Here is a 23,814-nt window from a genome sequence, read left to right on the forward strand (position 1 = left end):
CCTATGTCCCTGATAGTTCTACTGCTTCTGCCTTTCATAGGCAGCTGTTTGGCGGCCGTGTTGCCGCACAATGCCCGTAACGCCGAATCCCTGCTGGCTGGCCTGATCGCCCTGATCGGCACCGCTCAGGTCGCCTTCCTGTACCCGCAGATCGCCCATGGCGGCGTCATTCGCGAAGAGTTTTCATGGCTGCCCAGCCTGGGCCTGAACTTCGTCCTGCGCATGGACGGTTTCGCCTGGCTGTTCTCCATGCTGGTGCTGGGCATCGGCACCCTGGTTTCGCTGTACGCGCGCTACTACATGTCACCGAACGATCCGGTGCCACGATTCTTCGCGTTTTTCCTGGCCTTCATGGGCGCCATGCTCGGGCTGGTGATCTCCGGCAACCTGATACAGATCGTGTTTTTCTGGGAGCTGACCAGCCTCTTCTCGTTCCTGTTGATTGGCTACTGGCACCATCGCGCCGATGCCCGGCGCGGCGCCTACATGGCGCTGATGGTGACCGGTGCGGGCGGTTTGTGCCTGCTGGCAGGGGTCATGCTGCTCGGCCATGTGGTCGGCAGCTATGACCTGGACAAGGTCCTGGCCGCCGGCGACCTCATTCGCGCCCATGCCCTCTACCCGATTCTATTACCCCTGATCCTGATCGGCGCCTTGAGCAAAAGCGCACAGTTCCCCTTCCATTTCTGGCTGCCCCACGCCATGGCCGCGCCGACGCCCGTGTCGGCGTACCTGCACTCGGCGACCATGGTCAAGGCCGGGGTGTTTCTGCTCGCGCGGCTATGGCCTTCGCTTTCGGGCAGTGAAGAATGGTTCTACATCGTCAGCGGCGCCGGCGCCTGCACCCTGTTGCTCGGGGCGTATTGCGCGATGTTCCAGAACGATCTCAAGGGATTGCTGGCCTACTCGACCATCAGCCATCTGGGCCTGATCACCCTGTTGCTTGGCTTGAACAGCCCGCTGGCCGCCGTCGCCGCGGTGTTCCACATCCTCAACCATGCGACGTTCAAGGCCTCGTTGTTCATGGCCGCCGGCATCATCGACCACGAAAGCGGTACCCGCGATATCCGCAAACTCAGCGGCCTGTACAAGCTGATGCCGTTTACCGCCACCCTGGCCATGGTCGCCAGCGCCTCGATGGCCGGCGTGCCGTTGCTCAATGGCTTCCTGTCCAAGGAAATGTTCTTCGCCGAAACCGTCTTCATCAATGCCACGCGCTGGATCGAACTGAGCTTGCCGATCGTGGCAACCATCGCCGGTACCTTCAGCGTGGCTTACTCCCTGCGCTTCACCGTGGATGTGTTTTTCGGCCCGCCCGCGACCGACCTGCCCCACACACCCCACGAGCCACCACGCTGGATGCGCGCGCCGGTCGAGTTGCTGGTGTTCGCCTGCCTGCTGGTGGGAATTTTCCCGGCCCAGATAGTCGGCCCGCTGCTCGCGGCGGCGGCGCAACCGGTGGTCGGCGGCACGCTGCCCGAGTACAGCCTGGCCATCTGGCACGGCCTGAACGCGCCGATGATCATGAGCCTGATCGCATTGTCCTGCGGCACCCTGCTCTATCTGCTGCTGCGCAATCAATTCAAGCGCGGACGTTTCGATCGTCCGCCCGTCATCGGTCGCCTGGACGGCAAGCACCTGTTCGAATACACGCTGGTCGCCATCATGCGCCTGGCCCGTCGCCTGGAGCCCCGGATTGGCACCAGGCGCCTGCAAATGCAGTTGTTCCTGGTGGTGCTCGCCGCCGTACTGGCCGGGTTGATTCCCATGCTCCACAGCAGCCTTCACTGGGGTGACCGGCCGAAAATCCCGGGGTCGATCGTCTTCGTCACCTTGTGGTTGCTGGCCATCGCCTGCGCCCTTGGCGCGGCCTATCAGGCCAAGTACCACCGTCTCGCGGCCCTGACCATGGTCAGCGTCTGCGGCCTGATGACTTGCGTCACCTTCGTCTGGTTTTCCGCGCCGGACCTGGCCCTGACCCAACTGGCGGTCGAAGTGGTGACCACGGTGCTGATCCTGCTGGGCCTGCGCTGGCTGCCACGACGGATCGAGGAAGTCTCGCCGTTGCCGGGCAGCCTGCGCCGGGCGCGGGTGCGGCGTATCCGCGACTTGCTGCTGTCGACCTCGGTCGGTGTCGGCATGGCGTTGCTGGCCTACGCCATGCTGACGCGCCAGACCCCCAACGATATTTCCTCGTTCTATCTCAGTCGCGCCTTGCCCGAAGGCGGCGGCAGCAACGTGGTCAACGTGATGCTGGTGGACTTCCGTGGTTTCGACACCCTCGGTGAAATCACCGTGCTGGTGGCCGTGGCCCTGACCGTGTTCGCCCTGCTGCGCCGCTTCCGCCCGCCCAAAGAAAGCCTGCAACTGCCGGCCCAGCAACGCTTGCTCGCGCCGGATGTGGTGACCGACCTGGTCAACCCGCGTCACGCCAGCGACACCGCGCTCGGTTTCATGATGGTGCCGGCGGTGCTGGTGCGCCTGCTGTTGCCGGTGGCGCTGGTGGTCTCGTTCTACCTGTTCATGCGCGGGCACAATCAACCGGGCGGCGGTTTTGTCGCCGGGCTGGTGATGTCGGTGGCGTTCATCCTGCAATACATGGTCGCCGGCACGCAGTGGGTCGAGGCACAAATGAGCCTGCGGCCACTGCGCTGGATGGGCACGGGACTGATGATTGCCACGGCCACGGGCCTGGGCGCGATGGTCGTCGGCTATCCGTTCCTGACCACCCACACCTGGCATTTCTCGTTGCCGCTGCTGGGTGACATTCACCTGGCCAGCGCGCTGTTCTTCGACATCGGTGTGTACGGCGTGGTGGTCGGCTCGACCCTGTTGATCCTCACCGCCCTCGCCCACCAATCGGTGCGCGGCCACAAAACCGCCGCCCAGCCCAGATCCGTTGCCGCCAAAGGAGCCGTCTGATGGAAGAAGTCATCGCAATCGCCATCGGCGTACTGGCCGCGTCCGGCGTCTGGCTGATCCTGCGCCCACGGACGTTCCAGGTGGTCATGGGCCTGTGCCTGCTGTCCTATGGGGTCAATCTGTTCATCTTCAGCATGGGCAGCCTGTTCATCGGCAAGGAACCGATCATCAAGGACGGCGTGCCGCAGGACCTGTTGCACTACACCGACCCGCTGCCGCAGGCACTGGTGTTGACGGCGATCGTCATCAGCTTTGCCATGACCGCGCTGTTCCTGGTGGTGCTGCTGGCTTCTCGGGGCCTGACCGGCACCGACCATGTGGATGGCCGGGAGCCCAAAGAATGATGGCGATGACTCACCTGATCGTCGCGCCCATTCTGCTGCCGCTGCTGACCGCCGCGATCATGCTGATGCTTGGCGAGAAGCACCGGCCGCTCAAGGCAAAGATCAACCTGTTCTCCAGCCTGCTCGGGCTGGGTATTGCCGTGGCATTGTTGCAATGGACACAGACCACCGACGTGCCCGGCTCCATCGGCGTGTACCTGCCGAGCAACTGGCAAGTGCCGTTCGGCCTGGTGCTGGTGGTCGATCGCCTGTCGGCGTTGATGCTGGTGTTGACCGGCCTCATCGGCGTCAGTGCCCTGCTGTTCGCCATGGCCCGATGGGACAGCGCCGGTTCGAGTTTTCACGCGCTGTTCCAGATCCAGTTGATGGGCCTTTACGGCGCATTCCTCACCGCAGACCTGTTCAACCTGTTCGTGTTCTTCGAGGTGCTGCTGGCCGCGTCCTACGGCTTGATGCTCCACGGTTCGGGCCGGGCGCGGGTGTCGTCGGGGCTGCATTACATCTCGATCAACCTGCTGGCCTCGTCGCTGTTCCTGATTGGCGCGGCGCTGATCTATGGGGTCACCGGCACGCTGAACATGGCCGACCTGGCGGTGAAAATCCCGCTGGTGTCCGAAGCTGATCGCGGTTTGCTGCACGCTGGCGCGGGGATCCTGGCCATCGCGTTCCTGGCCAAGGCCGGCATGTGGCCACTGAACTTCTGGCTGGTGCCGGCCTACTCCTCGGCCAGCGCGCCGGTGGCGGCGATGTTCGCGATCATGACCAAGGTGGGCGTGTACACCTTGCTGCGCCTGTGGACGCTGCTGTTCTCCGCCCAGGCCGGGGCATCGGCGTTCTTTGGCGGCGACTGGCTGATCTACGGCGGGATGGCGACCATCGTCTGCGCTGCCATTGCGATCCTCGCCGCGCAACGCCTGGAGCGCATGGCCAGCCTGAGCATCCTGGTGTCGGCGGGCATTCTGTTGTCGACCATCGGTTTCGCCCAGCCGAACCTGGTTGGCGCTGCGCTGTTCTATCTGTTCAGCTCGACCCTGGCGTTGAGCGCCCTGTTCCTGCTGGCCGAGCTGATCGAGCGCTCGCGCTCGGCCAACGAAGTCCTGCTCGAAGATGAAGCCGAACTGCTGCCGCGGCCACTGGAATCCCTGTATCCGCCCAAAGGCACCAACCTCGACGACGATCAGAAAGCCGTGGTCGGCCAGGTGATTCCCTGGACCATGGCGTTTCTCGGTCTGAGCTTCATCGCCTGCGCCTTGCTGATCATCGGCATGCCGCCGCTCTCTGGCTTTATCGGCAAGCTCGGGTTGATCGGCGCCCTGCTCAATCCGCTAGGCCTGGGCAACAGCGGCGACACACCGGTTTCCAACGCCGCGTGGGGCCTGTTGGTATTGTTGATCGTGTCTGGGCTGGCATCGCTGATCGCGTTCTCGCGCCTGGGTATCCAGCGCTTCTGGACGCCTGCGGAACGACCATCGCCCCTGTTGCGACGCCTTGAATGCGTACCGATCTTCGCCCTGCTGGGCCTGAGCATTGCGCTGACCTTCAAGGCCGATCCGCTGCTGCGCTACACCCAGGCCGCCGCCGATGCCCTGTACAACCCGCAGCAATACGTGATGGCGGTGCTCGACACACGTGTCGTACCGAACCCGTCAGCCGTAGCGGCCCCGCAGGAGGTGCAGCCATGAAGCGCCTGTTTCCGGCACCGCTGCTATCACTGGCCCTGTGGCTGCTGTGGCTGTTGCTGAACCTGTCGATCAGCCCCGGCAACCTGCTGCTGGGTGCCGCTCTGGGATTCTGTGCGCCATTGATGATGCGCAGGCTGCGTCCGCTGCCGGTGCGCATCCGTCGTCCCGGGGTAATCCTGCGTTTGATCCTGCTGGTCGGGCGCGATGTGCTGGTGTCCAACCTTGCCGTGGCCTGGAGCGTGCTCAATGCCGGTCGCCGCCCGCCCCGCTCGCAATTCATCAAGGTGCCGCTGGATTTGCGCGATGCCAACGGCCTGGCCGCGCTGTCGATGATCACCACTGTGGTGCCCGGTACAGTCTGGTCGGAGCTGGCGCTGGACCGCAGCATTCTGCTGTTGCACGTCTTCGACCTGGACGATGAGGCGCTGTTCATCCAGCACTTCAAGGCGACCTACGAACGTCCGCTGATGGAGATCTTCGAATGAGCCCCTTGCTGGCGAACGCGATCCTGCTAAGCCTGTTCTTCTTTTCCCTGGCGATGATCCTGACCCTGATCCGCCTGTTCAAGGGGCCATCGGCCCAGGATCGGGTTCTGGCGCTGGACTACCTGTACATCATCGCGATGCTGATGATGCTGGCGCTGGGCATACGTTATGCCAGTGACACCTACTTCGAGGCGGCGTTGCTGATCGCCCTGTTCGGTTTCGTCGGCTCATTCGCCCTGGCGAAATTCCTGCTGCGTGGCGAGGTGATCGAATGAATACACCATTGTCGTTGTGGGTGGAAATCCCGGTGGCGATCCTGCTGGTGCTCGGCAGTCTGTTTGCCTTGATCGGCGCCACGGGCCTGCTGCGCATGAAGGACTACTTCCAACGCATGCACCCACCGGCCCTGGCCTCAACGCTCGGAACCTGGTGCGTGGCGCTGGCTTCGATCATCTATTTTTCGGCGCTCAAGTCCGCGCCGGTATTGCACGCCTGGCTGATTCCGATCCTGCTGGCGATTACCGTGCCGGTGACCACCTTGCTGTTGGCCCGGGCAGCGCTGTTCCGTAAACGCATGGCCGGGGATGATGTGCCGGCTGAGGTGAGCAGTCGTCGGACGGAGAGCGGTAGTTAGACCAAGGATTTGTATTGACTGGACCGGCCTCATCGCGAGCAAGCTCGCTCCCACAAGGTTCAGCGCAATCCCTGTGGGAGCGAGCTTGCTCGCGATGAGGCCAGTATTGTCACTACAGAAACGTCGCTGATCAGACCCAGGCCACCGCCAACAACCCCGCCCCCAGCACCACACACAACGGCGAGTAAACCCAGGTGTCGAGCCGGGCAAATTTCGAACCTTTGACCTCTTTGAAAAAACCCACCAGATCCGAATCGCCAATGGCCCGGGCAAACAGCAAAATCGCAATCGCACTCAGCACCCACTGCAACGACCAGTGATGCAAGGGTGGCAGGCACCAACCCACTCGCAAGCACACCAACACGGCAATCAACAGCAACAGCCCGGCCACCACCAGCGTGATCCAGCCTCGCGGTTTAAACGCCGGTCGCAGTTGCGCGCTGCCCACCTGCGGTACTTGCGGGACCGCCGCCACCGCCGCCCACTCGCCACCTAACGCCCAATACACATGCACCAGACTGATCGCGGCGAAGATCGTCACCAGCGATTGAGCCAACACCAGGGTCATGGTTCAGAGATCCTTGAAGGGGAAATGAACTGAACATTGTAGGAGCTACCGCAGGCTGCGATGTTTTGATTTTGCATTTCCATGACAAAGATCAAAAGATCCCGACCTGCGGCAGCGCCTACAGGGCGGCGGAGACTTTATCTGCCACGTCCTTGGGCAGCCAGGCCCGCCAGACGTCAGGATGGGCCTTCATGAACGCCTCTGCCGCCTGGCGCGGCGGTGTATGTTTCTCGCTCATCTCGGCCAGGGCCTTGTTCAGCGGGTCGATCGGAAAGTCGACCTTGGCAAAGAACTCGGCAATCTGCGGATATTGCTTCTGGAAGGGAGTCGACACACCGATCGACAGCTTGGAGGCCAAGGAACGGGTCGGCTTAGGATTGGGGTTGTCGGCGTCGGTCAGGGTCTTCCAGGCTTCGGCGTCGAACGGTGGCTCTTCGAGTTGAATCAGCTTGAAGCGGCCGAGCAACGGTGTGGGCGACCAGTAGTAAAACAGCACCGGCTTGCCACGATGAATGGAGGAACTGATCTCCGCATCCAGTGCCGCGCCCGAACCGCTGCGGAAATTCACATAGCTGTCGTCCAGACCATACGCCTTGAGCTTCTGCTTGTTGACCACTTCCGAGGTCCAGCCGATAGGGCTGTTGAGGAAACGTCCCTTGGTCGGGGCTTCCGGATCCTTGAACACGTCTTTGTAACGCGGCAGGTCGCTGACACTGCGCAGGTCCGGCGCCAGCGGCTTGATGCCCTTGGCCGGGTCGCCCTTGATCACATATTCCGGCACCCACCAACCTTCGGTAGCCCCCTTGACCGTATCGCCGAGGCTGACGACCTTGCCTTCGGCTTCCGCCTTGACCCACACCGGGCTGCGACCGGCCCACTCTTCGCCGATGACCTGGATGTCATTGTTGGCCAGCGCGGTTTCCAGAGTGATGGTGGTGCCCGGCAACGTATCGGTCGGCAGCCCGTAGCCCTTCTCGACAATGATGCGCAGGACATCGGTTATCAGGCTGCCGCTTTCCCAGTTCAGGTCGGCAAAGTGGATTGGCTTCTGGGCGGCCAACGCCGGGGCCGGCGTCACCAGCAAACCGAAAGTGGCCAGGACCGCAACCAGCAACCGTCGAAATCCGTTCATGCTTTTGCACCTCGTGCTGTTCACAGCAATAGCAGGGTGGCCTGGCAGTAGACCGCCAAGCCTCTGAATACTCAGTCCATTGACTGTAGTAGAGGTTCCTGCTTTCGAGGTGCATGGGTCAGTTTTCGCAGCTTTCCTGCAAACGCATCAGCTCTCGTCTGACCATGCTGGCGTAGGGTGCCGGTTGCAGTTGGTAAAGCTGTGACGCCACCCAATTCAGCCAGGCTCCTTGCAGAATGGTCTTCTGCCCGAACAGCCGCCGCGCTTCGTCTTGAGCACTGGCCAGGTTCTGTTCGTGGAAATCGGCGCGGGTCAGGATCATCACTCGCTGGCCTTGAAGGTCACCAACTCGCCCTTGCGCCACTTGGCCGCTTTGGCGGTCACGGCCTTGAGGGTCTTGGTCAGGCCTTCCTGCAACTGTTGATGGGCAGCGAACACCATCACCACGCTATGACCCTCCTTGAACACGATCCCCTGACCGTCGGCCGTGGTCACGAAGGCGTAATCGCCTATTCCGTAGACCGTCAGCTTGATGTCGCGGAACCTGATGTCCAGCTTGCCACCTTCGCGGCTGGGCAGCACGGACGCGCTGAAATGATCGCCGACCTTGAGCTTGAGTCCCGGCTTGTCGTCCACAACCAGGGCTGACTCGGTGTCGATTTCGGCAATGTAAATGCCTTCAGCGTTCTGTTCGGTGATGTATACGAAACGTGACTGAAACTGCTTGACCAGCTTTGCGCGCAAATCACCCAACACGAACAAAGCATGCATATCGAGATTACTTACTGCCAAGGAAACATCCCCACATCTGAATAATGGTGCCGTGCGCGAAAAATGAACGCACAGCCAAAAAAGCGGCAATGCCGAAGGTGTAGCCAAAGAACCCGGGTTGAAGTCCTGAACGAGCAGTGCACTCATTCATCACGAAGCTTGAGAAGACTACTGGAACGACACTCACGTCGTCCTGACGGGTGTTCGTCACAGGTTGAAGGAAAACACCCTTCCTGCTGCCAGAAAATTATGGACTATCAACTTCGGGGAAAAATCTCATCAAGAAAAAAACTTTTCCTACATATCGTCCGCAAAAAATTGCTTTAGATAAACGTCATTCACCCACCAGTGAGGGTGATTCTAGAGCAGCGATGCTCTTGGCGACTAGCCAAAACGACGTACATACGTCGGTAAACAATGAAAAGGACTTCATATGTGCACGCTGACACACTTTGCCTATCCCATGGTGCCTGGCTCGAAAACAGCACCAAACCCGCACCCGACACGGTTCTGCCTCCATGAACCAGCTCCCGATGCCCCGACCCGCCCGCGATTTCAGGTGGTAATGGCGGGCATTGCCTTCTTTCATATCAAGGATATTTCGACAGGCTCCGTAAGAGGTTTCCGAGCCAATCATAACGAGGCCTGTGCCCTCGCCCGGTTTCTTGAATCGCACGGTTGACTTGCCCACCGCACTCGCTTCCATCGACGTTTCGTCTGCCCGTCGACTTATCTCAGCCGTCGACGGGCAACTACTGCCATACTGCCCGCCCAATAAAACGGATCCGCAGAAAATCGGGTGCGTTGACAACAACAATGTATTTCCAAGGGAAGTCGGCAACGTGACGGAATTTGATATCGGCGAGTTTTTTATCCGGGGTGAAGCCAGAGAAGTCGAGGGTGAATTCCAGGCCGTGATTGTCATGCGGGCCAAACCACCGCTCAAGACCGTGACGTATCACCAGGTCGAAAAGGATCGCTGGTTCAAAACACCGGATGTCGCCGCCATCGCGGCCCAGGAATCGGCCAGGGAACTCAAGGCCGCGGTCGATGCGGGCGCATTGAAAGCCTGATGGTCGGGTTGGCAGTCTATGCTCATTGTTGCACTTGAACATTGCGATCGAACTCCACCGGTGCGGCGCCCTCGAATCCAGGGTGCGTCTCGTCCCTCGACCCGACCGATGACCTGCAAGGAGATGAAGATGGAATCACCGACCCATGACTTGAAAGGCCTGTTCGACCAGCTCGGTCTGGACTCCAGCCAGAAAGCGATCGACGACTTCATTGCCGGCCATTCCCTGCCTGACGACAAGAAACTCATCGACGCCGAGTTCTGGTCACCGCAACAGGCCGGCTTCCTCAAGGAACAACTGCGCGAAGACGCTGACTGGGCGCGGGTGGTCGACGACCTGAACCTGCGCATGCACCAGACCCACTGACAACTTCAGTGCAGGCTGCCAGGACTTTCGGCGCTCAATTGCGCCAGCCAGGCAGCCTTGCACTCCTCCGCTTCGTCGCGACTGGAGAACGCCGTGCCCCGGCGCTCGCCATTGAGCAACACTACCCAGCAAACCTTGCGTCCCATGGAGCGAAGATTGGCAGGTACTCCACTGCCGATCATGACCGCGACATCAACTTTGCCTTGCATGCTGCCCCTCGCACTTCATTAGCAACCTAATTAGTAGGTATGTTAATTAGTTTTCCAGCGAGGAAACAGCAAAACCCTGCACAGGTTAATTGCAGAACTTGCAACAATCACCCGGCAGCACGACGTTATCAGCGCGGCTTTTCCGGTTTGTAACCCAGGCGCAAACCACCCCAATGCCGGCCCTTGAGCATGATCGGCACCGAAAGATCGTGCATCAACTCTCCGGTATCACGCGTATAGGTTTGCAGCAGCACGGCCTTCTGATGGCTGCCACAGCGGATCCCGGTGCGGTCAGCGAATTTGCGTTTGGTCCGGTTCTGCAAGGCATCGACCTGCGCGTCCCCCGTCAGCGGTTGGCTGAACACCTTGTTATGGGTCGGCACATACCCCTGTTGTGTGCAGGCGATGGCGAACACCAATCCTTCGTGACGCGGTAACAACGGTTCTTGAATCGCTGGTAAAACCTGATCAGTGTAACGGTCGAAACGCGTCTGGTACTTGGCCGGGTTGGTATTGGGGATGACCTGGTAATTACGGTCGAACAGATCGTCGAGACTGATTCGACCGGCATCGATATCCGCTTCGAAACGCGCTGCAATCTGGCTCGCGGCGTCTCGGGCCAGGTCATAGATCCGCTGGTGATAGTCATCCAGCCCCACTTCGGCAAGACGCTCACTGATGGTTTCGGCTTGACCTTCCATTTGCACCGCCGCATGAGCCAGGCGCTGAGTCTGCTGGTCGCTGACCACCAGATCGCTGCGCATCTGTTCGATGGAGTGAAACAGGCTGTCGAGTTGTTCGCGGTTGGTGTCTGCTCCTTGGGCGATCTCCCCGACCTGGGACTCGACACTGGCCGCCAGACGGGCAATGTTCTCCAGGTGTTGCCCCGTCCGCTCTACCTGTTCCACACCGGAGTCAAGGTCGCTGGACAATTGGCGGATCTGCTCCACCACCTGTGCCGTGCGGTGCTGAATGTCGGCCACCATCTCGCCCACCTCCCCCGTGGCGGTCGCTGTGCGTGCGGCGAGCCCGCGAACCTCGTCGGCCACCACTGCAAACCCGCGACCGTGCTCCCCTGCCCGCGCCGCTTCTATCGCAGCGTTCAATGCCAGCAGATTGGTCTGGCTGGCGATGGATTGAATCACCAGGGTCACTCGCTGGATATCATCGCTGCGCAGGCTCAACGCTTCGATCAGTTCACGGCTGTTGCTGGCGCGCTGACTGAGCTGATGCATGCGCGAAATGGACTCGATCAATTCCGTACGCCCGACCACTCCGCTTTGATGTGCCTCGCTGGCGGCGCTGAGCGCCTGGCGACTGAGGGTCGAGGTGGCCTGTTCAGTGGTGATCATGACCTCGGCATTGCTGACGATCTGTGCCGCCGACGTGAGCTGCGATTGCAGTTTGTCCGCCAGTTGCCGAACCGAAAACGCCACACCGGCGGCCGACAGTGCGTTATGGCTGGTGGTACAGGAAAGATCGCGAGTCAACGCACCGATGGCATCGGGGTTGTCGGGGCAAGCCGCCTGCGGGGTCGCGCGCGAACGCAGACGAGGCAGCCAGATAATCAATACGGCCAGGGGCAGGCCTAGGTATAGCGACCCGTCGCCCAGTGTCATGCCACTTAACAACAGCATCAGGGCGATGCTTTGCAGCGTTGGCATCAGCCAGCGGTTTTTCGGCAACAGCACCGGTGCGGGCACTGCCGCAACCAGAGACCCGTCTCGCGTCATCATCGTCACCCCGTAAAGCTTCTAATTGTTGTCTTCGCATTAAACGCCACCATAAAGCCATTATCCATGAGCCTTTAGTCGCGAACGCTGCAGCAGATCAATAGAAGAACCGGGAAATCGAAGACGGCAGAAAACAAAGATCGCAGCCTGCAACAGCGCCTACGTCAATGGCGTAGGCGCTGCCGCGGGCTGCGATCTTTTCAAGGCAGCCCGGATTAACGGGGCTGCCTCACAGAATCAGGCCTGACGCTGGTGCTTGTCGATTTGCTCGTGACGTTCCTGAGCTTCGATGCAGTACTTGGTGGTCGGGCTGATCAGCAGGCGCTTGAGGCCAATCGGCTCGCCGCTGTCGTCGCACCAGCCAAAGCTGTCTTCCTTGATGCGTTCCAGCGCTTGTTCCAACTGAGGCAGCATGCGCTGGTCGCGATCGATCGCATTCACCAGCCAGGTGCGCTCTTCTTCGACCGAAGCCGCGTCTGCCGGATCAGCCGGGGTGTCCAGGCTTTCGATGGCGATGCGGTTCTGTTCGATGCGCTCATGGGTTTCGACTTTCATGTTCTGCAACAGCTCGGAGAAAAAAGCATGTTGCTCGGCATTCATGTAGTCATCCGCCGGCATGGCCAGCAACTTGTCCTTTGTCATTGATATCTCTATAAAAAAACGTGCATTAAGGCGAATAAGGGAGCGTTCCGGCAGGCCTGGGCAGGCCATCGGAAAGGCGCCGTTTGTTCCAAGCGCCACCCGGCACTCAATTTACGAGGGGCGGCAGTCTAAGGCCGACTTGAGGCCTCAGCAACTGAAAAGACAGCGAATTTGTCCGACAAAGCCCTGAAAATGGTCTACGGCAGGCTTTGAGGCGGTAATCGGAGTGCGTTTATAGCAAGAAATTCAATCGAGCGGCTGTATATAGATGACAAACGGCCTGGACCGGGCATTTTTCACTGTCATTTGCAGGGCTGCGAACCTCAGCTAAGGTTGTCCCTCCCGAAATGGCCATATAAAGGAAAGGATCATGAAGTTGATCGGTATGCTGGATTCGCCCTACGTACGGCGCGCCGCCATTTCCGCCAAATGCCTGGGAGTCTCGCTGGAACATCAGTCGGTTTCGGTGTTCCGTCACTTCGAACAATTCCAGCAGATCAACCCGGTCGTCAAGGCGCCCACCCTGGTGCTGGATGACGGTGAGGTGTTGATGGACTCGACACTGATCATCGACTACCTGGAAACCCTGGCGAACAAAAGCCTGATGCCCATCGAACCGGCTCAGCGCCTGCGTGGGTTGCGCCTGGTTGGGCTGGCACTGGCCGCCTGCGAAAAATCCGTACAACTTTACTACGAGCGCAACCTGCGGCCAGCGGAGATTCAATTCGAACCCTGGGTGCAACGGGTCGAAGGACAACTGACGGCAGCCTATTCGGCGCTGGAGAGGGAGCTGGAAAAGCAGCCGCTGAAAACTGACGGTTCGATTGAGCAGGACGGCATTACCCTCGCCGTGGCCTGGAGCTTTACCAACCTGGTGGTGCCGGACCAGGTGAGTGCGCCGCAGTTTGCGCGGATCGCAGCGTTCACGAAGTATGCCGAGGGACTAGAGGTGTTTGTCAGTACGCCGATTGACTGACGGATTCACTTTGCCTGTTCTGTCGTCATCGCGAGCAAGCTCGCTCCCACAGTAATTTTCGTCGTACGCGGACCTTGTGTTCGACATCAATCCATTGTGGGAGCGAGCTTGCTCGCGATGACGTCGGGTCAGTCGACACACGCATTGTTTATTTGCGCTTATAGCTTTTATTGCCACCAGGGGTCAGGCAGTAAACGCCACCTCTGGGCCCGGTACAAAACGAACCGGTGCCACAGGCGCAACCCTGCGTGTCCTGGAGTAACGTTTGCGGTCGCGCCTGGCCTTTACCGCCAAACATTGCCGAGCAACTTTTTTTCGACCCACTGATAGAGCCGTCGTTACACAGGAACAGATCGCCGTCACATCGATCGATTCCACCTTTCTTGCCGGAACACGGTGTATTACCAGCCCAGGCAGGCGAACTGAAAACACTTAACAACAACAGACAAATCGGAATCCAGCCACACAGGATCGAGTTGCGCACAATGCAGCCCCCCATTGAAGTTGTGGCCCAATGATATCAACGTTGCGAACAGCGACCCCGCCTAGATGAAAGTTAATTTATTAAGTCGCGGGCAATTCTTGGCAAAATGCTCGCAACTTCGTATTGAACTGCTTATCAGGCCAGCCCTATGACCCGCATCTTGACCATCGAAGACGACGCCGTGACCGCCCGGGAGATTGTCGCCGAACTGAGTAGCCACGGCCTCGACGTCGACTGGGTGGACAATGGCCGCGAAGGGCTGGAGCGCGCGGTCAGCGGCAACTACGACTTGATCACACTCGACCGCATGTTGCCCGAACTCGATGGCCTGGCGATTGTCACCACACTGCGGACCATGGGCGTGGCCACGCCGATCCTGATGATCAGCGCGCTGTCCGACGTCGATGAGCGCGTACGCGGCTTGCGCGCCGGCGGCGACGACTACCTGACCAAACCTTTCGCCACCGATGAAATGGCCGCCCGGGTTGAAGTCCTGCTACGCCGGCAGAACACCGTGACCGCCCAGGCCACCACTTTGCGGGTGGCAGATCTGGAACTGAACCTGATCAGCCACGAAGCCAGTCGCGACGGTCAGCTGCTGACGCTGTTGCCCACCGAGTACAAACTGCTGGAATTCCTGATGCGCAATACCGGGCAAATCCTCTCGCGGATGATGATTTTCGAAGAGGTCTGGGGTTACCACTTCGATCCCGGCACCAACCTGATCGACGTACACATCGGCCGTCTGCGCAAGAAGATCGACCCGCCTGGCAATGCCCCACTGATTCGGACCGTGCGAGGCTCGGGTTATGTCATTGCCGAACCCGTCTAAAGGCTGGCGCTCTTCCAGCAGCCGTCTGCTGGCGCTCTACAGTTCGCTGTTCGTGATCTGGAGCGGGATTCTCATGGGGGTCATGTACTACGAGGTTTCCGCTTACCTGGACAACCTGGCCAAGCATTCGCTGATGCAACGCCAGCACCTGTTTTCACGCTTCTCCGGCGAGCAACTGGTGGACGCCCTCGCCGTCAGCATGACCTTCGACATCCGCGGCATCGACGCCTACGGCCTGTTCGATGCCCGGCACCATTACCTCAGCGGCGCCCTGCGCTACATTCCGGACGGCTTGCCGCTCGATGGCAAGATCCACATGCTGCGCGATTGCGATGCCTCCGACGACAGCGACGAGCAGACGCTGCCCGCCGACAGTTGTGACGCCGTGGCGACCCGCACCCTCGATGGCCGCTGGCTGGTGCTGGTACGCGACAACGGTTCGTTGTTTGCCGTGACCCGGATCATCCTTCACGCCTTGTTCTGGGGTGTGACCCTGACCATCGTGCCGGGCATCGTTGGCTGGTATTTGCTGCGCCGCCGCCCGTTGCGGCGCATTCGCGGGATTCAGGCCAGTGCCGAGGCCATCGTCGCCGGCGACCTGAGCCGACGCTTGCCACTGTCCAACCGGCGTGACGAACTGGACATGCTCGCCGCCATCGTCAACGCCATGCTCGAACGCATCGAGCGCCTGATGAACGAGGTCAAGGGCGTGTGCGACAACATCGCCCATGACCTGCGCACGCCCCTGACCCGTCTGCGCGCGCAGCTTTACCGCATGCAGCAACAAGCCGGCGAAGGCTCGCCGCAGGCCATGCAACTGGATCTGGTGCTGGCCGAGGCCGATACGCTGATGGCGCGTTTCCGTGGCTTGCTGCGGATCTCCGAGCTGGAGGATCGCCAGCGTCGCTCCGGTTTCGTCCAGGTGGACCCGGTGGCGTTGCTGCAGGAACTGCATGAGTTCTACCTGCCCCTGGCGGAAGACGACGACCTGGTGTTCCAACTTCACCTGCCCGCGTCATTGCCACCCCTTAATGGCGACCGCGCGCTGATGTTCGAAGCGGTGGCGAACCTGCTCAGCAACTCGATCAAATTCACCCCGCCCGGCGGCGCAGTGATCCTGCGCGGGATCAATGATGGCGGGCACACGCGAATCGAAGTACTCGATTCTGGCCCGGGCATTCCCGAAGCGGAACGTGAAGCGGTGTTCCAGCGCTTCTATCGCGCCGAGGCGGGCAATCATAAAAGCGGCTTCGGGCTGGGGCTATCCATCGTCGCGGCGATTGTCAGTCTGCACGGGTTTACCCTGGAAGTGGGCAGCAGCGAACTGGGTGGCGCGCGGCTGGTGCTTGATTGTCGGGAGAGCCTGATTCCCCCGGCCTGATAAAAATCTGCCTGAACTGACACAAAACCTGTAGGAGCGAGCTCACCCGCGATGGCGGCGCCTGTTTAAAGCACATGTTTAACGGCTGTCAGCGTAACTTGATGAAAGCTACAACGCCTTGCGTCATTGCCTACGGGTACGCCAGAATCCGCCGGCTTACGCGTCTTGAGTCCGGGCATTATCGTTAGCCGGTCGCTGACAAACAGCGATCGGGTTTGGTAGCCCGGAGTACTGCGCGTAGTGCCACTTCAAGCAGTTGCTGCTTTTATGGTTGTCATGCGCAGGGCCTCTTCGGGGGCGCCGGTTCCAGTACTCCGGTCTACCAACCTGTGCATGGCCACCGCCCTTCGTTTGGTAGCGAAAGTGATGGCTCCAATTTTTACAGTACTGGAGTTCTATCGATGATCAAACCAACGCCCAACCCGTCAGAAACAGATTCCGCCGCCAACATCATGGCCACGCCCCACAAACCGTCCACGATGTTCACCATCAACCCTGACATCGACACCGAAACCCTGCTGGCCCACGCCTGCGAGTCGCTGGCCTCAGCCAATGTGATGACCAACGATCTGGCGGGTTTTCTTGAGGGCTCGCACCGCAATACGCTGCTGGGCATTGCACAGGTCATCATGCTGGGTGAATTGGCGGTGAACCGGGCGCTGGATCGACTTGATCCGCCTGAGTAAAGCTCCATACGTGTGGGAGCGAGCTTGCTCGCGATGGCGGCAGCACATCCAACATTTAAGTGACTGACACACCGCTATCGCGAGCAGGCTCGCTCCCACAGGTTGCGCGCACTTCCTGACTGTCCTGGTCATCTCTCGGGCCAAACTTGCGACTGCTGCCCAGCGGAATTGAAGCAGGCTACCGTCAACAAATCCCTACGCACCACAAAACCTACCTATCAGTTCTGATAGTTCCAACCGGTTGCATAACTGCCAATACTGAACGCCTGCACTTCGGCCCCTCGGAGCACCCACCCATGCTATCGCCACACAAAACCGTACTCTGCCAGTATCGCTACGATGCCCTCGACCAGTTGATCGAAAGTAGTCCGCAGCAAGCACCACAACTTCAGCGCTTCTACTGTAAAAGCCGCCTTGCGACCGAAATACAGGGCACGACACAGCATTCCATCATTCAGCACGGCGACTTGCTGCTTGCACAGCAACAGCGCGAAGGTAATGAACGCAATGCCCACTTGCTGGCTACCGACCAACAGCGTTCGGTGTTACGCACACTCAATGCGAACTCTCACTCAAAACCCATCACCTATTCGCCCTATGGCCATCGCCACCCTGAAAATGGATGGCTTAGTCTTTTGGGGTTCAATGGTGAACGACCCGACCCGGTGACCGGGCATTATTTATTGGGGAACGGGTATCGGGCTTTTAATCCGGTGTTGATGCGATTTAATAGTTCGGACAGTTGGAGTCCGTTTGGAGATGGTGGGTTGAATGCGTATGCGTATTGCGCAGGAGACCCCATAAATAAATACGACCCTAGCGGGCATATGTTCGGAAAAATAATTCCACGGAAGGTATCTACCGGAATAGTAGAGTACGTAATGAACGGCACAAAACTAAAACGCCATGCACACATAACCCTCAACCAAGCTCGAAGTGCAGCCAACCAAATAAACCAGACTACCAAAAAACTAAAGAACCTAAATATAAGTATAAGCGCCACATTAGAAACCGACTTCAAACTTAGAGAAAGTTCCAGCATTATAGAGCTCCCCTCTCTAAATCTGGAAATGCTTGCACGAGACAAAATGAATTCATCCCTCCTCTCAATGGACAGCCTTCCATCTAAGCTGCGCAACCATCACCCTAACCATCCCTACCCCCACCAACAACGCAAGATGTCGCCGAATCAATTATCCGACCAAATCAATCTAATGGAATACATAAACGGAGATTCAACATCATCTAAAATAGAAAAAATCTTGAGGCTTAATAAAGCCGCAAATCACCAAGAATATTTCATAAAGAATGGCATAGAAACACCATTAAACAAGGATCTCGCACAAAAATACCTCCGGAAACTGCATGTCTTAAAATACAAAAAAAGAAAACCCAAGGAAATCAGAGCCGAAATTTTCAACAGCCATTTCCATTATTGAAATTCCAATACTCAACCATAAACCACAACGAACTACGTCACGTAAATATGTACCTGCTGATCAACGATAACGATCCGGCAGAACGCTGGTTGCGCTCGAAAATTGCACAGCACATGGCGGCGCCACTATCGGGGCATTGATCGCCTGCAGGGCTACCGGCTCGGACTCGCGCAGGTACACCGGCATGTCGGTCACTGGTGGCATGGCCGGAATCTCGAAGTACATCTGCACCACCCAGCCACGGTGATAGCTGGCGTGGTTGACCACGTGCATCAGCATCGCACCGGCGCTCATGGTGCCGCTTTCGCCTGAGACAAAGGTGAATTCCAGGGGCTTGTCCAGGGAGGCATCGGTTTGTCGGGCGCTCCAGTCGCAGTACCAGCGATCGATGTTTTTTTGCGCCATGCACAGTTCGGACAGATCGGCATGCAGCAGGTCGTGTGAAGTCTTGAAACCATGCCCCCGGCCTTCGAGGTGCGCCTGCCAGATGCAATCGACCACGTATACGTGATTGAGGGTGCCAATCATGTTTTTGAACACCGACACCCGTTCTTTTTTGACTTCGCCCGGAGGGAGCGCGGCGAGGCTATCAAAGAGGCGCTGATTGGCCCAGCGCTTGTAATCGGCCAGCAGGCAGGCAGTGCGTACGGTGATCATCAGAGTTCTCCGATGGCAGTAAGCGCATTCCCTAGCATAGACCCGATGGCCACAAAGCAGCGTCAGCCCTGATCATCGGTCGTCCAGATGTTTTACCACCAACTCGGCGAGCGCCAGGCAACTGGTCAGCCCCGGTGACTCGATGCCGAACAGATTCACCAGCCCCGGCACGCCATGTTCGGCGCGAGCGCTGATGAGAAAGTCAGCGGTCGGCTCTGTCGGCCCGCTGATTTTCGGGCGAATGCCGCTGTAGGTCGGTTGCAGGCTATTGTCCGGCAACCCCGGCCAATAGCGGCGGATCGCCTGATAAAACCCCTCGGACCGATTGGGCTCGACGCGGTAATCAATGTGCTCGACCCATTCAACATCCGGCCCGAAGCGCGCCTGCCCGCCCAGGTCCAGGGTCATGTGCACACCCAGTCCCGCGCTCTCCGGGGCCGGATACACCAGGTGGCGAAACGGCGCCAGGCCGCTGAAACTGAAATAACTGCCCTTGCACAAATACGCCTGGGGAATAAATGTCCCAGGCAGACCGACGATAGCGCGCGCCACCTCGGGAGCGGACAGCCCCGCGCAGTTGATCAGTTCCCGACAGCACAGCGTCATGGGTTGACTGCCGCCCATGTGCAGCTCGAAACCCTGTTCGATGCAACGGGCCGACAGCAGCGGCGTGTGCAAGGCCAGCGTGGCGCCGAACCGCTGGGCATCGCCCTAGAGCGCCAGCATCAGCCCGTGGGAGTCGACAATGCCGGTAGACGGTGACCACAGCGCCGCGACGCAGGACAGCGCGGGTTCAAGCTCCCGGGCCTGCGGGCCATCCAGCCATTGCAGGTCATCGACACCATTGGCACGCCCCTGCCGCAACAGGCGCTGCAAAGCCGCGTGCTGCTGCTCGTCGGTGGCCACTATCAGCTTGCCCACGCGCCGGTAATCGACACCGTGTTCATCGCAATAGGCGTAGAGACGCTGCTTACCCTCCACGCACAGCCGCGCCTTGAGGCTACCGTCCGGATAATAGATGCCAGCGTGAATCACTTCTGAATTACGCGAACTGATGCCCCTGCCGATACCCTCACTCGCCTCGACCACCAGCACTTCCCGTCCGTTCCTGGCCAGGGCCCTGGCCACCGCCAGCCCGACCACGCCGGCCCCGATCACCACGCTTTGAATATCGACGTTCAACGACCTTGCCTCCCCCTCGCCCCGTTCCTCGCTAATGCCAGGGAACTCTCGGCGACCGTCACGCATCCTAAATTATGTGGTACTTCCCTTATGCTTCATGCTGTCGGAGGACACCGTCATGCGCCGCCTATTTATCATTTCTTCCTTGGTACTTTGTTTACCCTTTGGCTCGGCTCTGGCCGATGTGGATGCGAGTGACGTCGCCACTTCAGCCGGGGTATCCGCCTCGCTGTACTCGACGTTCAAAGACGACAAACTCATGATTCCCGCCCGGGATGACGCTTCCAGCTTCGTCGCCAGCGGCGGTGCGATTCGTGGTGCTTACCTGGAGGCGCTGTTGAAAAAGGTCCGCCAGGACAATCCCGCCCTCAACACTGCAAGCGACGAAGACCTGGCCCGCGCCATTCTCGTCCAGGAAGGCGTTACCACCGATCACTGAAGATCGTCATCGCCAGCGGTGGGGCTTGTGACACCAGGATAGCGTTTCCAGCCCTGCCTGGCGTGCTTGCCAGTGGACAAACGTGCCCACCCGGCCACGATTTGCGCGTTGATACTCACCCCGCCGCACACCACGATCACCACGTCATTGGCGTCGGCAATCGCCGGGTGATCCAGGTAGGCAATCGCCAATGAAACCCCGCACGCAGGTTCGACCAGCTGACGCAAATCATTGGCGTAACGCACCACGCCCATGATCGCCTCATCATCACTGAGCACCACGCACTCATGGGGGAATTCGCCGATGTGCTTGACCGGCCAGGCGGCCACTTGTGCGGCGCCCAGGGACGTGGCGACCGTATCGATTTTCGGCAGTTTTACCGGGTGCCCGGCCGCCACCGCCGCGGCGAATGATGCCGCGCCTTCGGTTTCGCAGGCAACGATGCGGCAATCGGTGTGCCGATGACGTATCAGGCCAGTGAGCAGCCCCGCCAGCAAGCCACCGCCGCCCACCGATGTCACCAGCACATCCACTGGCGGGCAGTCTTCGAGGATTTCATCGACCATGGTGCTGTGCCCTTCCCACAACACCGGGTGGTCGAAGGCCGGCACAAATTCACTGCGCGGGTCCTGGGCGAGTTCCCGGGCCCGTTGATTGGCTTCGTCCCAGAACTTGCCGTGGACGATCACCTCGGCGCCGGTATTGCTGATCCGCGCCCGGGTGCTTTGCGGGGTAGTGTGCGGTACCACGATGCATGCCTTGAGCCCCAGGCATGCAGCGGCCATGGCCGTGGCCAGTCCCGCGTTACCACCGGAGGGACAGACCACCTTGCGCTTGCCCTGCTGCGCCGCCCGGCTGCACAGCAAGCCAATGCCGCGTATTTTGAACGAGCCGCCAGGTTGCAGGTTTTCCAGTTTCAGCCAGATACGGCGGGTCGGGGTAGACAGGCCAGGGTGCAGGATCAAAGGCGTTCGGATGTGAAGCATATCGGTTCCTGTTACACGCCACCGGCTCGCGGAACAGGTCAACGAGCCAGCGGTGAACGGTTCTCTCATGCAAGTTTAGTTCACCCGGTCCGGGGTGACCGTCTCAGCGGTCTGGCGCAGGCTCCTACACTTAGAGGTAAGCTAATTCGTGGAGGCACCATGAAGATCTCGGCAAAATTGGCGTTTTTCGCCGTCATCAGCACCCTCGCCTACCTCGCCTTGGCGATCTGGGGACTGGGTGGTTTCGCAGCCTATTTCAGTCACGGTTCACTGGTTGTCGTTGCCCTGGCCACCCTGATCATGGCTGTCGCGTCGCTGTTCACCGAGGTCAACCTGAGTTCGGGGGAACGCGAAGACCGGGCCAACCGCTGGGTCATTCCGGCCTTCGGGGTGATCGGGTTGCTGAGCGGCTATCTGCCGGCCTATACCGACCGCATCGATTTCTGGACCTTTGGTGGTGAAGGCGTGCGCTGGCTTGGGGCGCTGTTGTTCATCGCCGGCGGCGCGCTGCGGTTGTGGCCGGTGTTTGTGCTGGGCAAGCGCTTCAGTGGGCTGGTGGCCATTCAGCCGGGGCATCGACTGGTCACCGAGGGGATCTACCGCAACCTGCGCAACCCCAGTTATCTGGGGATGATGGTCATCGGCATCGGTTGGGCGCTGGCCTTTCGTTCTGGTGTCGGATTGATATTGGTGGCGCTGACGCTGATCCCGCTGATTGCACGCATTCACTCGGAAGAGGCCTTGCTGAGGGCGCAGTTCGGCAGCGAATACGAGGCCTATTGCGCCCGCTCCTGGCGGTTGATCCCTGGGCTTTACTGAAGAAACGCAGGCCCCTGTGGGAGCGAGCTTGCTCGCGATAGCGTCTACCTGTTTGCTATTGATTTGACTGGAAAATTGCTATCGCGAGCAAGCTCGCTCCCACATTAGACGGCGTGCAGGCGCAGACCTGCGGCATCCACCAGAACCCGCACCGATTCATAACTTGCCAACGTCGCATGCAACGTCTCGATCGGCTGCTCATGGGTCGCCGTGACAATCATCAAGTCCGCCCCCGCCGCCTCGGCGGCCAGAATCCCCACCGTGGCATCTTCAAAAATCAGGCACTGCCCAGGCTCGACGCCCAAGCGCCGGGCCGCGAGTGTGTACCCCGCCGGATCGGGTTTACCGGCCGTGACGTCCTCGGCCGTAATCATGACGTCAGGCTCCGGTATCCCTGCCGCCGCCATGCGCCGCAACGCCAGTTCCCGCGGGGCGGAAGTGACGATGGCCCATTGGCCGGCTGGCAAGGACCGCAAGAATTTTGCCGCGCCAGCCACTTCCAATACCCCGTCGACGTCGACGATTTCCGCTTCGGTAATCCACGCGGCTTCGACCTCGGCATCCACCCCGGGCAAGTCCAGGCGCCTGATGGTGTCGATGGCGCGGGCACCGTGGATGGTCGGCAGGAAGCTGTCGACATCGACACCATGGCGTATCGCCCAGGTGGTCCAGACCCGCTCGGCGGCGGCAATGGACGTCAGAACGGTGCCGTCCATATCGAGCAGAAAGGCACGGTAAGTTGAGTTGAATACAGAGTTATCGGACAAGGAAAAGAACCTCGTAGGTGCCGGACGGATTTGCCCGGCAATGTAGCATCTGCGCGCAGGTCAGTTGAGTCGTTTGGACTTGAAGGTCTGGTCCACGCAATCGAGCAGCCCGCCAATCATCCAGGGTTTCTTGATGAAAGAGACCGCGTGCCGCACGCCTGAGCTTTCAGGGGTTTCGAAACCGGACATGATCATGATCGGCTTGTCCGGCCAGCGATCGCCGAACTGGTTGGCCAGGTCCGCGCCGTTGAGCGTGCCGGGCATGGTGATGTCTGTCAGCAGCATGCCCACCTGTGGCGCATGCTGCTCCAGATAAATCACTGCCGCGTCCGCGCTGATTTTCGGCTCGACGACAAAACCTTCCTCCTGAAGAATTTCACAGAGAAACTCCAGGATCAGCGGGTCGTCCTCAACCACCAGAATCAACCCGCCAGGAAGATCCCCACCCGCTGTCGGTACTCGACTCATGACCGTGCCGCTCCCTGATTGTCTCGATGATATCGCGGGGTCTGATCCGCCACCTAAAAGGTATGAGCAGCTGAATCGGTGGAAATTCAATTTTGATACAGCAGATCAACAATAGGAAAACCCTATGGGAGCGCGCT

The 23,814-nt window shown here is 59.6% G+C and carries 28 protein-coding genes and 1 pseudogene; 16 read left to right on the forward strand and 13 right to left on the reverse strand.

Annotation, left to right across the window (positions count from 1 at the left end):
- Window positions 1-3: 3 nt before the first annotated feature.
- From AC3WTM_RS12790 to AC3WTM_RS12815, 6 genes are read left to right on the forward strand one after another with little or no spacing between them, the layout of a single operon-like run.
- Window positions 4-2,922 carry a monovalent cation/H+ antiporter subunit A gene (locus AC3WTM_RS12790; RefSeq protein ID WP_102671393.1) on the forward strand — a complete coding sequence of 973 codons (2,919 nt, stop codon included), beginning with the start codon at window positions 4-6 and terminating at the stop codon, window positions 2,920-2,922.
- On the forward strand, window positions 2,922-3,266 hold the full coding sequence (locus AC3WTM_RS12795; RefSeq protein ID WP_007986256.1) for a Na+/H+ antiporter subunit C: 345 nt from the start codon (window positions 2,922-2,924) through the stop codon (window positions 3,264-3,266). The genes AC3WTM_RS12790 and AC3WTM_RS12795 overlap by 1 nt, the downstream gene beginning before the upstream one ends.
- Window positions 3,263-4,948, forward strand: a complete 1,686-nt coding sequence (locus tag AC3WTM_RS12800) for a monovalent cation/H+ antiporter subunit D (protein WP_102671392.1) — start codon at window positions 3,263-3,265, stop codon at window positions 4,946-4,948. Before AC3WTM_RS12795 ends, AC3WTM_RS12800 begins: the two co-directional genes overlap by 4 nt.
- Window positions 4,945-5,433 carry a Na+/H+ antiporter subunit E gene (locus tag AC3WTM_RS12805; RefSeq protein WP_102671391.1) on the forward strand — a complete coding sequence of 163 codons (489 nt, stop codon included), beginning with the start codon at window positions 4,945-4,947 and terminating at the stop codon, window positions 5,431-5,433. The genes AC3WTM_RS12800 and AC3WTM_RS12805 overlap by 4 nt, the downstream gene beginning before the upstream one ends.
- Window positions 5,430-5,708: a K+/H+ antiporter subunit F gene (locus AC3WTM_RS12810; protein WP_102671390.1), complete on the forward strand. Its 279-nt coding sequence runs from the start codon at window positions 5,430-5,432 to the stop codon at window positions 5,706-5,708. The genes AC3WTM_RS12805 and AC3WTM_RS12810 overlap by 4 nt, the downstream gene beginning before the upstream one ends.
- Window positions 5,705-6,067, forward strand: coding sequence for a Na+/H+ antiporter subunit G (locus AC3WTM_RS12815; protein WP_090456437.1), 363 nt, complete (start codon window positions 5,705-5,707; stop codon window positions 6,065-6,067). Before AC3WTM_RS12810 ends, AC3WTM_RS12815 begins: the two co-directional genes overlap by 4 nt.
- Before the next feature lie 130 nt (window positions 6,068-6,197).
- Here the strand turns inward: AC3WTM_RS12815 and AC3WTM_RS12820 are convergent, their stop codons facing one another.
- From AC3WTM_RS12820 to AC3WTM_RS12835, 4 genes are all read right to left on the reverse strand, one after another.
- Window positions 6,198-6,635 (reverse strand): DUF3995 domain-containing protein, encoded by a 438-nt coding sequence (locus tag AC3WTM_RS12820; RefSeq protein WP_102671389.1) that lies wholly within the window; start codon window positions 6,633-6,635, stop codon window positions 6,198-6,200.
- 118 nt (window positions 6,636-6,753) lie between these two features.
- A complete protein-coding gene (locus tag AC3WTM_RS12825) occupies window positions 6,754-7,767 on the reverse strand; it encodes an ABC transporter substrate-binding protein (protein ID WP_102671388.1) in 1,014 nt (337 codons plus the stop codon).
- A 118-nt stretch (window positions 7,768-7,885) separates the two neighbouring features.
- The gene (locus tag AC3WTM_RS12830; RefSeq protein WP_102671387.1) at window positions 7,886-8,089 is read right to left on the reverse strand and encodes a hypothetical protein; all 204 of its coding nucleotides are present in this window, start codon (window positions 8,087-8,089) and stop codon (window positions 7,886-7,888) included.
- A complete protein-coding gene (locus tag AC3WTM_RS12835) occupies window positions 8,089-8,538 on the reverse strand; it encodes a hypothetical protein (RefSeq protein ID WP_172435400.1) in 450 nt (149 codons plus the stop codon). The genes AC3WTM_RS12830 and AC3WTM_RS12835 overlap by 1 nt, the downstream gene beginning before the upstream one ends.
- 433 nt (window positions 8,539-8,971) lie before the next feature.
- Here AC3WTM_RS12835 and AC3WTM_RS12840 point away from each other — a divergent pair, with 433 nt between their 5' ends.
- The 3 genes from AC3WTM_RS12840 to AC3WTM_RS12850 all read left to right on the forward strand — a co-directional run bounded on the left by AC3WTM_RS12840 (window position 8,972) and on the right by AC3WTM_RS12850 (window position 9,977).
- Window positions 8,972-9,220 (forward strand): hypothetical protein, encoded by a 249-nt coding sequence (locus tag AC3WTM_RS12840; protein WP_102671386.1) that lies wholly within the window; start codon window positions 8,972-8,974, stop codon window positions 9,218-9,220.
- A gap of 160 nt (window positions 9,221-9,380) precedes the next feature.
- On the forward strand, window positions 9,381-9,611 hold the full coding sequence (locus AC3WTM_RS12845) for a hypothetical protein (protein WP_007973761.1): 231 nt from the start codon (window positions 9,381-9,383) through the stop codon (window positions 9,609-9,611).
- Between the two features lie 129 nt (window positions 9,612-9,740).
- A complete protein-coding gene (locus AC3WTM_RS12850) occupies window positions 9,741-9,977 on the forward strand; it encodes a DUF2789 domain-containing protein (RefSeq protein WP_007973758.1) in 237 nt (78 codons plus the stop codon).
- Between the two features lie 5 nt (window positions 9,978-9,982).
- On the opposite strand, the gene AC3WTM_RS12855 is transcribed toward AC3WTM_RS12850, so the two are convergent.
- The 3 genes from AC3WTM_RS12855 to AC3WTM_RS12865 all read right to left on the reverse strand — a co-directional run bounded on the left by AC3WTM_RS12855 (window position 9,983) and on the right by AC3WTM_RS12865 (window position 12,561).
- A complete protein-coding gene (locus tag AC3WTM_RS12855; RefSeq protein ID WP_090457950.1) occupies window positions 9,983-10,186 on the reverse strand; it encodes a hypothetical protein in 204 nt (67 codons plus the stop codon).
- A gap of 128 nt (window positions 10,187-10,314) precedes the next feature.
- Window positions 10,315-11,922, reverse strand: a complete 1,608-nt coding sequence (locus AC3WTM_RS12860; RefSeq protein WP_492574078.1) for a methyl-accepting chemotaxis protein — start codon at window positions 11,920-11,922, stop codon at window positions 10,315-10,317.
- A 234-nt stretch (window positions 11,923-12,156) separates the two neighbouring features.
- Entirely contained in the window at window positions 12,157-12,561 is a 405-nt protein-coding gene (locus AC3WTM_RS12865) for a TraR/DksA family transcriptional regulator (RefSeq protein ID WP_007935965.1), read from the reverse strand.
- A gap of 370 nt (window positions 12,562-12,931) precedes the next feature.
- Here AC3WTM_RS12865 and AC3WTM_RS12870 point away from each other — a divergent pair, with 370 nt between their 5' ends.
- Window positions 12,932-13,537: a glutathione S-transferase family protein gene (locus tag AC3WTM_RS12870; protein WP_102671385.1), complete on the forward strand. Its 606-nt coding sequence runs from the start codon at window positions 12,932-12,934 to the stop codon at window positions 13,535-13,537.
- Window positions 13,538-13,685: 148 nt separating this feature from the next.
- Here AC3WTM_RS12870 and AC3WTM_RS12875 read toward each other — a convergent pair whose 3' ends face one another.
- Window positions 13,686-14,036 (reverse strand): YdcA family protein, encoded by a 351-nt coding sequence (locus AC3WTM_RS12875; RefSeq protein WP_102671384.1) that lies wholly within the window; start codon window positions 14,034-14,036, stop codon window positions 13,686-13,688.
- Between the two features lie 133 nt (window positions 14,037-14,169).
- Here AC3WTM_RS12875 and AC3WTM_RS12880 point away from each other — a divergent pair, with 133 nt between their 5' ends.
- From AC3WTM_RS12880 to AC3WTM_RS12895, 4 genes are all read left to right on the forward strand, one after another.
- Window positions 14,170-14,853, forward strand: a complete 684-nt coding sequence (locus AC3WTM_RS12880) for a response regulator transcription factor (RefSeq protein WP_090456447.1) — start codon at window positions 14,170-14,172, stop codon at window positions 14,851-14,853.
- A complete protein-coding gene (locus AC3WTM_RS12885) occupies window positions 14,831-16,234 on the forward strand; it encodes a sensor histidine kinase (RefSeq protein ID WP_102671383.1) in 1,404 nt (467 codons plus the stop codon). Before AC3WTM_RS12880 ends, AC3WTM_RS12885 begins: the two co-directional genes overlap by 23 nt.
- Window positions 16,235-16,635: 401 nt before the next feature.
- Window positions 16,636-16,920 carry a DUF6124 family protein gene (locus AC3WTM_RS12890; protein WP_102671382.1) on the forward strand — a complete coding sequence of 95 codons (285 nt, stop codon included), beginning with the start codon at window positions 16,636-16,638 and terminating at the stop codon, window positions 16,918-16,920.
- Window positions 16,921-17,216: 296 nt separating this feature from the next.
- Window positions 17,217-18,359 (forward strand): RHS repeat-associated core domain-containing protein, encoded by a 1,143-nt coding sequence (locus AC3WTM_RS12895; protein ID WP_102671381.1) that lies wholly within the window; start codon window positions 17,217-17,219, stop codon window positions 18,357-18,359.
- A 60-nt stretch (window positions 18,360-18,419) separates the two neighbouring features.
- Here the strand turns inward: AC3WTM_RS12895 and AC3WTM_RS12900 are convergent, their stop codons facing one another.
- Together AC3WTM_RS12900 and AC3WTM_RS12905 are read right to left on the reverse strand one after the other, a co-directional pair.
- Window positions 18,420-19,016: a DinB family protein gene (locus AC3WTM_RS12900; protein WP_102671380.1), complete on the reverse strand. Its 597-nt coding sequence runs from the start codon at window positions 19,014-19,016 to the stop codon at window positions 18,420-18,422.
- Between the two features lie 72 nt (window positions 19,017-19,088).
- Window positions 19,089-20,198: pseudogene (locus tag AC3WTM_RS12905) on the reverse strand (NAD(P)/FAD-dependent oxidoreductase).
- Between the two features lie 118 nt (window positions 20,199-20,316).
- Between AC3WTM_RS12905 and AC3WTM_RS12910 the strand changes: the two are divergent.
- On the forward strand, window positions 20,317-20,637 hold the full coding sequence (locus AC3WTM_RS12910) for a DUF2388 domain-containing protein (RefSeq protein WP_102671379.1): 321 nt from the start codon (window positions 20,317-20,319) through the stop codon (window positions 20,635-20,637).
- Here the strand turns inward: AC3WTM_RS12910 and AC3WTM_RS12915 are convergent.
- On the reverse strand, window positions 20,631-21,623 hold the full coding sequence (locus AC3WTM_RS12915) for a pyridoxal-phosphate dependent enzyme (protein ID WP_102671378.1): 993 nt from the start codon (window positions 21,621-21,623) through the stop codon (window positions 20,631-20,633). The two genes, AC3WTM_RS12910 and AC3WTM_RS12915, sit on opposite strands and share 7 nt — an antisense overlap.
- 159 nt (window positions 21,624-21,782) lie before the next feature.
- On the opposite strand from AC3WTM_RS12915, the gene AC3WTM_RS12920 reads away from it, so the two are divergent.
- Window positions 21,783-22,442, forward strand: coding sequence for a methyltransferase family protein (locus AC3WTM_RS12920; protein WP_102671377.1), 660 nt, complete (start codon window positions 21,783-21,785; stop codon window positions 22,440-22,442).
- Window positions 22,443-22,546: 104 nt separating this feature from the next.
- Here AC3WTM_RS12920 and AC3WTM_RS12925 read toward each other — a convergent pair whose 3' ends face one another.
- Entirely contained in the window at window positions 22,547-23,209 is a 663-nt protein-coding gene (locus AC3WTM_RS12925) for an HAD-IA family hydrolase (protein ID WP_102671376.1), read from the reverse strand.
- A 60-nt stretch (window positions 23,210-23,269) separates the two neighbouring features.
- The gene (locus tag AC3WTM_RS12930) at window positions 23,270-23,677 is read right to left on the reverse strand and encodes a response regulator (protein WP_102671375.1); all 408 of its coding nucleotides are present in this window, start codon (window positions 23,675-23,677) and stop codon (window positions 23,270-23,272) included.
- Window positions 23,678-23,814: the final 137 nt, after the last annotated feature.

It is taken from the genome of Pseudomonas sp. EU05-FHT14B02, assembly GCF_058791055.1.

Coding starts and splice junctions, on each gene's coding strand:
- AC3WTM_RS12805 (WP_102671391.1), top strand. CDS start 4,945: ATGAAGCGCCTGTTTCCGGCACCGCTGCTATCACTGGCCCTGTGGCTG.
- AC3WTM_RS12860 (WP_492574078.1), bottom strand. CDS start 11,922: ATGATGACGCGAGACGGGTCTCTGGTTGCGGCAGTGCCCGCACCGGTG.
- AC3WTM_RS12790 (WP_102671393.1), top strand. CDS start 4: ATGTCCCTGATAGTTCTACTGCTTCTGCCTTTCATAGGCAGCTGTTTG.
- AC3WTM_RS12895 (WP_102671381.1), top strand. CDS start 17,217: ATGCTATCGCCACACAAAACCGTACTCTGCCAGTATCGCTACGATGCC.
- AC3WTM_RS12810 (WP_102671390.1), top strand. CDS start 5,430: ATGAGCCCCTTGCTGGCGAACGCGATCCTGCTAAGCCTGTTCTTCTTT.
- AC3WTM_RS12885 (WP_102671383.1), top strand. CDS start 14,831: ATGTCATTGCCGAACCCGTCTAAAGGCTGGCGCTCTTCCAGCAGCCGT.
- AC3WTM_RS12890 (WP_102671382.1), top strand. CDS start 16,636: ATGATCAAACCAACGCCCAACCCGTCAGAAACAGATTCCGCCGCCAAC.
- AC3WTM_RS12920 (WP_102671377.1), top strand. CDS start 21,783: ATGAAGATCTCGGCAAAATTGGCGTTTTTCGCCGTCATCAGCACCCTC.
- AC3WTM_RS12795 (WP_007986256.1), top strand. CDS start 2,922: ATGGAAGAAGTCATCGCAATCGCCATCGGCGTACTGGCCGCGTCCGGC.
- AC3WTM_RS12865 (WP_007935965.1), bottom strand. CDS start 12,561: ATGACAAAGGACAAGTTGCTGGCCATGCCGGCGGATGACTACATGAAT.
- AC3WTM_RS12855 (WP_090457950.1), bottom strand. CDS start 10,186: ATGCAAGGCAAAGTTGATGTCGCGGTCATGATCGGCAGTGGAGTACCT.
- AC3WTM_RS12880 (WP_090456447.1), top strand. CDS start 14,170: ATGACCCGCATCTTGACCATCGAAGACGACGCCGTGACCGCCCGGGAG.
- AC3WTM_RS12820 (WP_102671389.1), bottom strand. CDS start 6,635: ATGACCCTGGTGTTGGCTCAATCGCTGGTGACGATCTTCGCCGCGATC.
- AC3WTM_RS12825 (WP_102671388.1), bottom strand. CDS start 7,767: ATGAACGGATTTCGACGGTTGCTGGTTGCGGTCCTGGCCACTTTCGGT.
- AC3WTM_RS12900 (WP_102671380.1), bottom strand. CDS start 19,016: ATGATCACCGTACGCACTGCCTGCCTGCTGGCCGATTACAAGCGCTGG.
- AC3WTM_RS12850 (WP_007973758.1), top strand. CDS start 9,741: ATGGAATCACCGACCCATGACTTGAAAGGCCTGTTCGACCAGCTCGGT.
- AC3WTM_RS12870 (WP_102671385.1), top strand. CDS start 12,932: ATGAAGTTGATCGGTATGCTGGATTCGCCCTACGTACGGCGCGCCGCC.
- AC3WTM_RS12840 (WP_102671386.1), top strand. CDS start 8,972: ATGTGCACGCTGACACACTTTGCCTATCCCATGGTGCCTGGCTCGAAA.
- AC3WTM_RS12835 (WP_172435400.1), bottom strand. CDS start 8,538: ATGCATGCTTTGTTCGTGTTGGGTGATTTGCGCGCAAAGCTGGTCAAG.
- AC3WTM_RS12875 (WP_102671384.1), bottom strand. CDS start 14,036: ATGGGGGGCTGCATTGTGCGCAACTCGATCCTGTGTGGCTGGATTCCG.
- AC3WTM_RS12915 (WP_102671378.1), bottom strand. CDS start 21,623: ATGCTTCACATCCGAACGCCTTTGATCCTGCACCCTGGCCTGTCTACC.
- AC3WTM_RS12815 (WP_090456437.1), top strand. CDS start 5,705: ATGAATACACCATTGTCGTTGTGGGTGGAAATCCCGGTGGCGATCCTG.
- AC3WTM_RS12910 (WP_102671379.1), top strand. CDS start 20,317: ATGCGCCGCCTATTTATCATTTCTTCCTTGGTACTTTGTTTACCCTTT.
- AC3WTM_RS12800 (WP_102671392.1), top strand. CDS start 3,263: ATGATGGCGATGACTCACCTGATCGTCGCGCCCATTCTGCTGCCGCTG.
- AC3WTM_RS12930 (WP_102671375.1), bottom strand. CDS start 23,677: ATGAGTCGAGTACCGACAGCGGGTGGGGATCTTCCTGGCGGGTTGATT.
- AC3WTM_RS12830 (WP_102671387.1), bottom strand. CDS start 8,089: ATGATCCTGACCCGCGCCGATTTCCACGAACAGAACCTGGCCAGTGCT.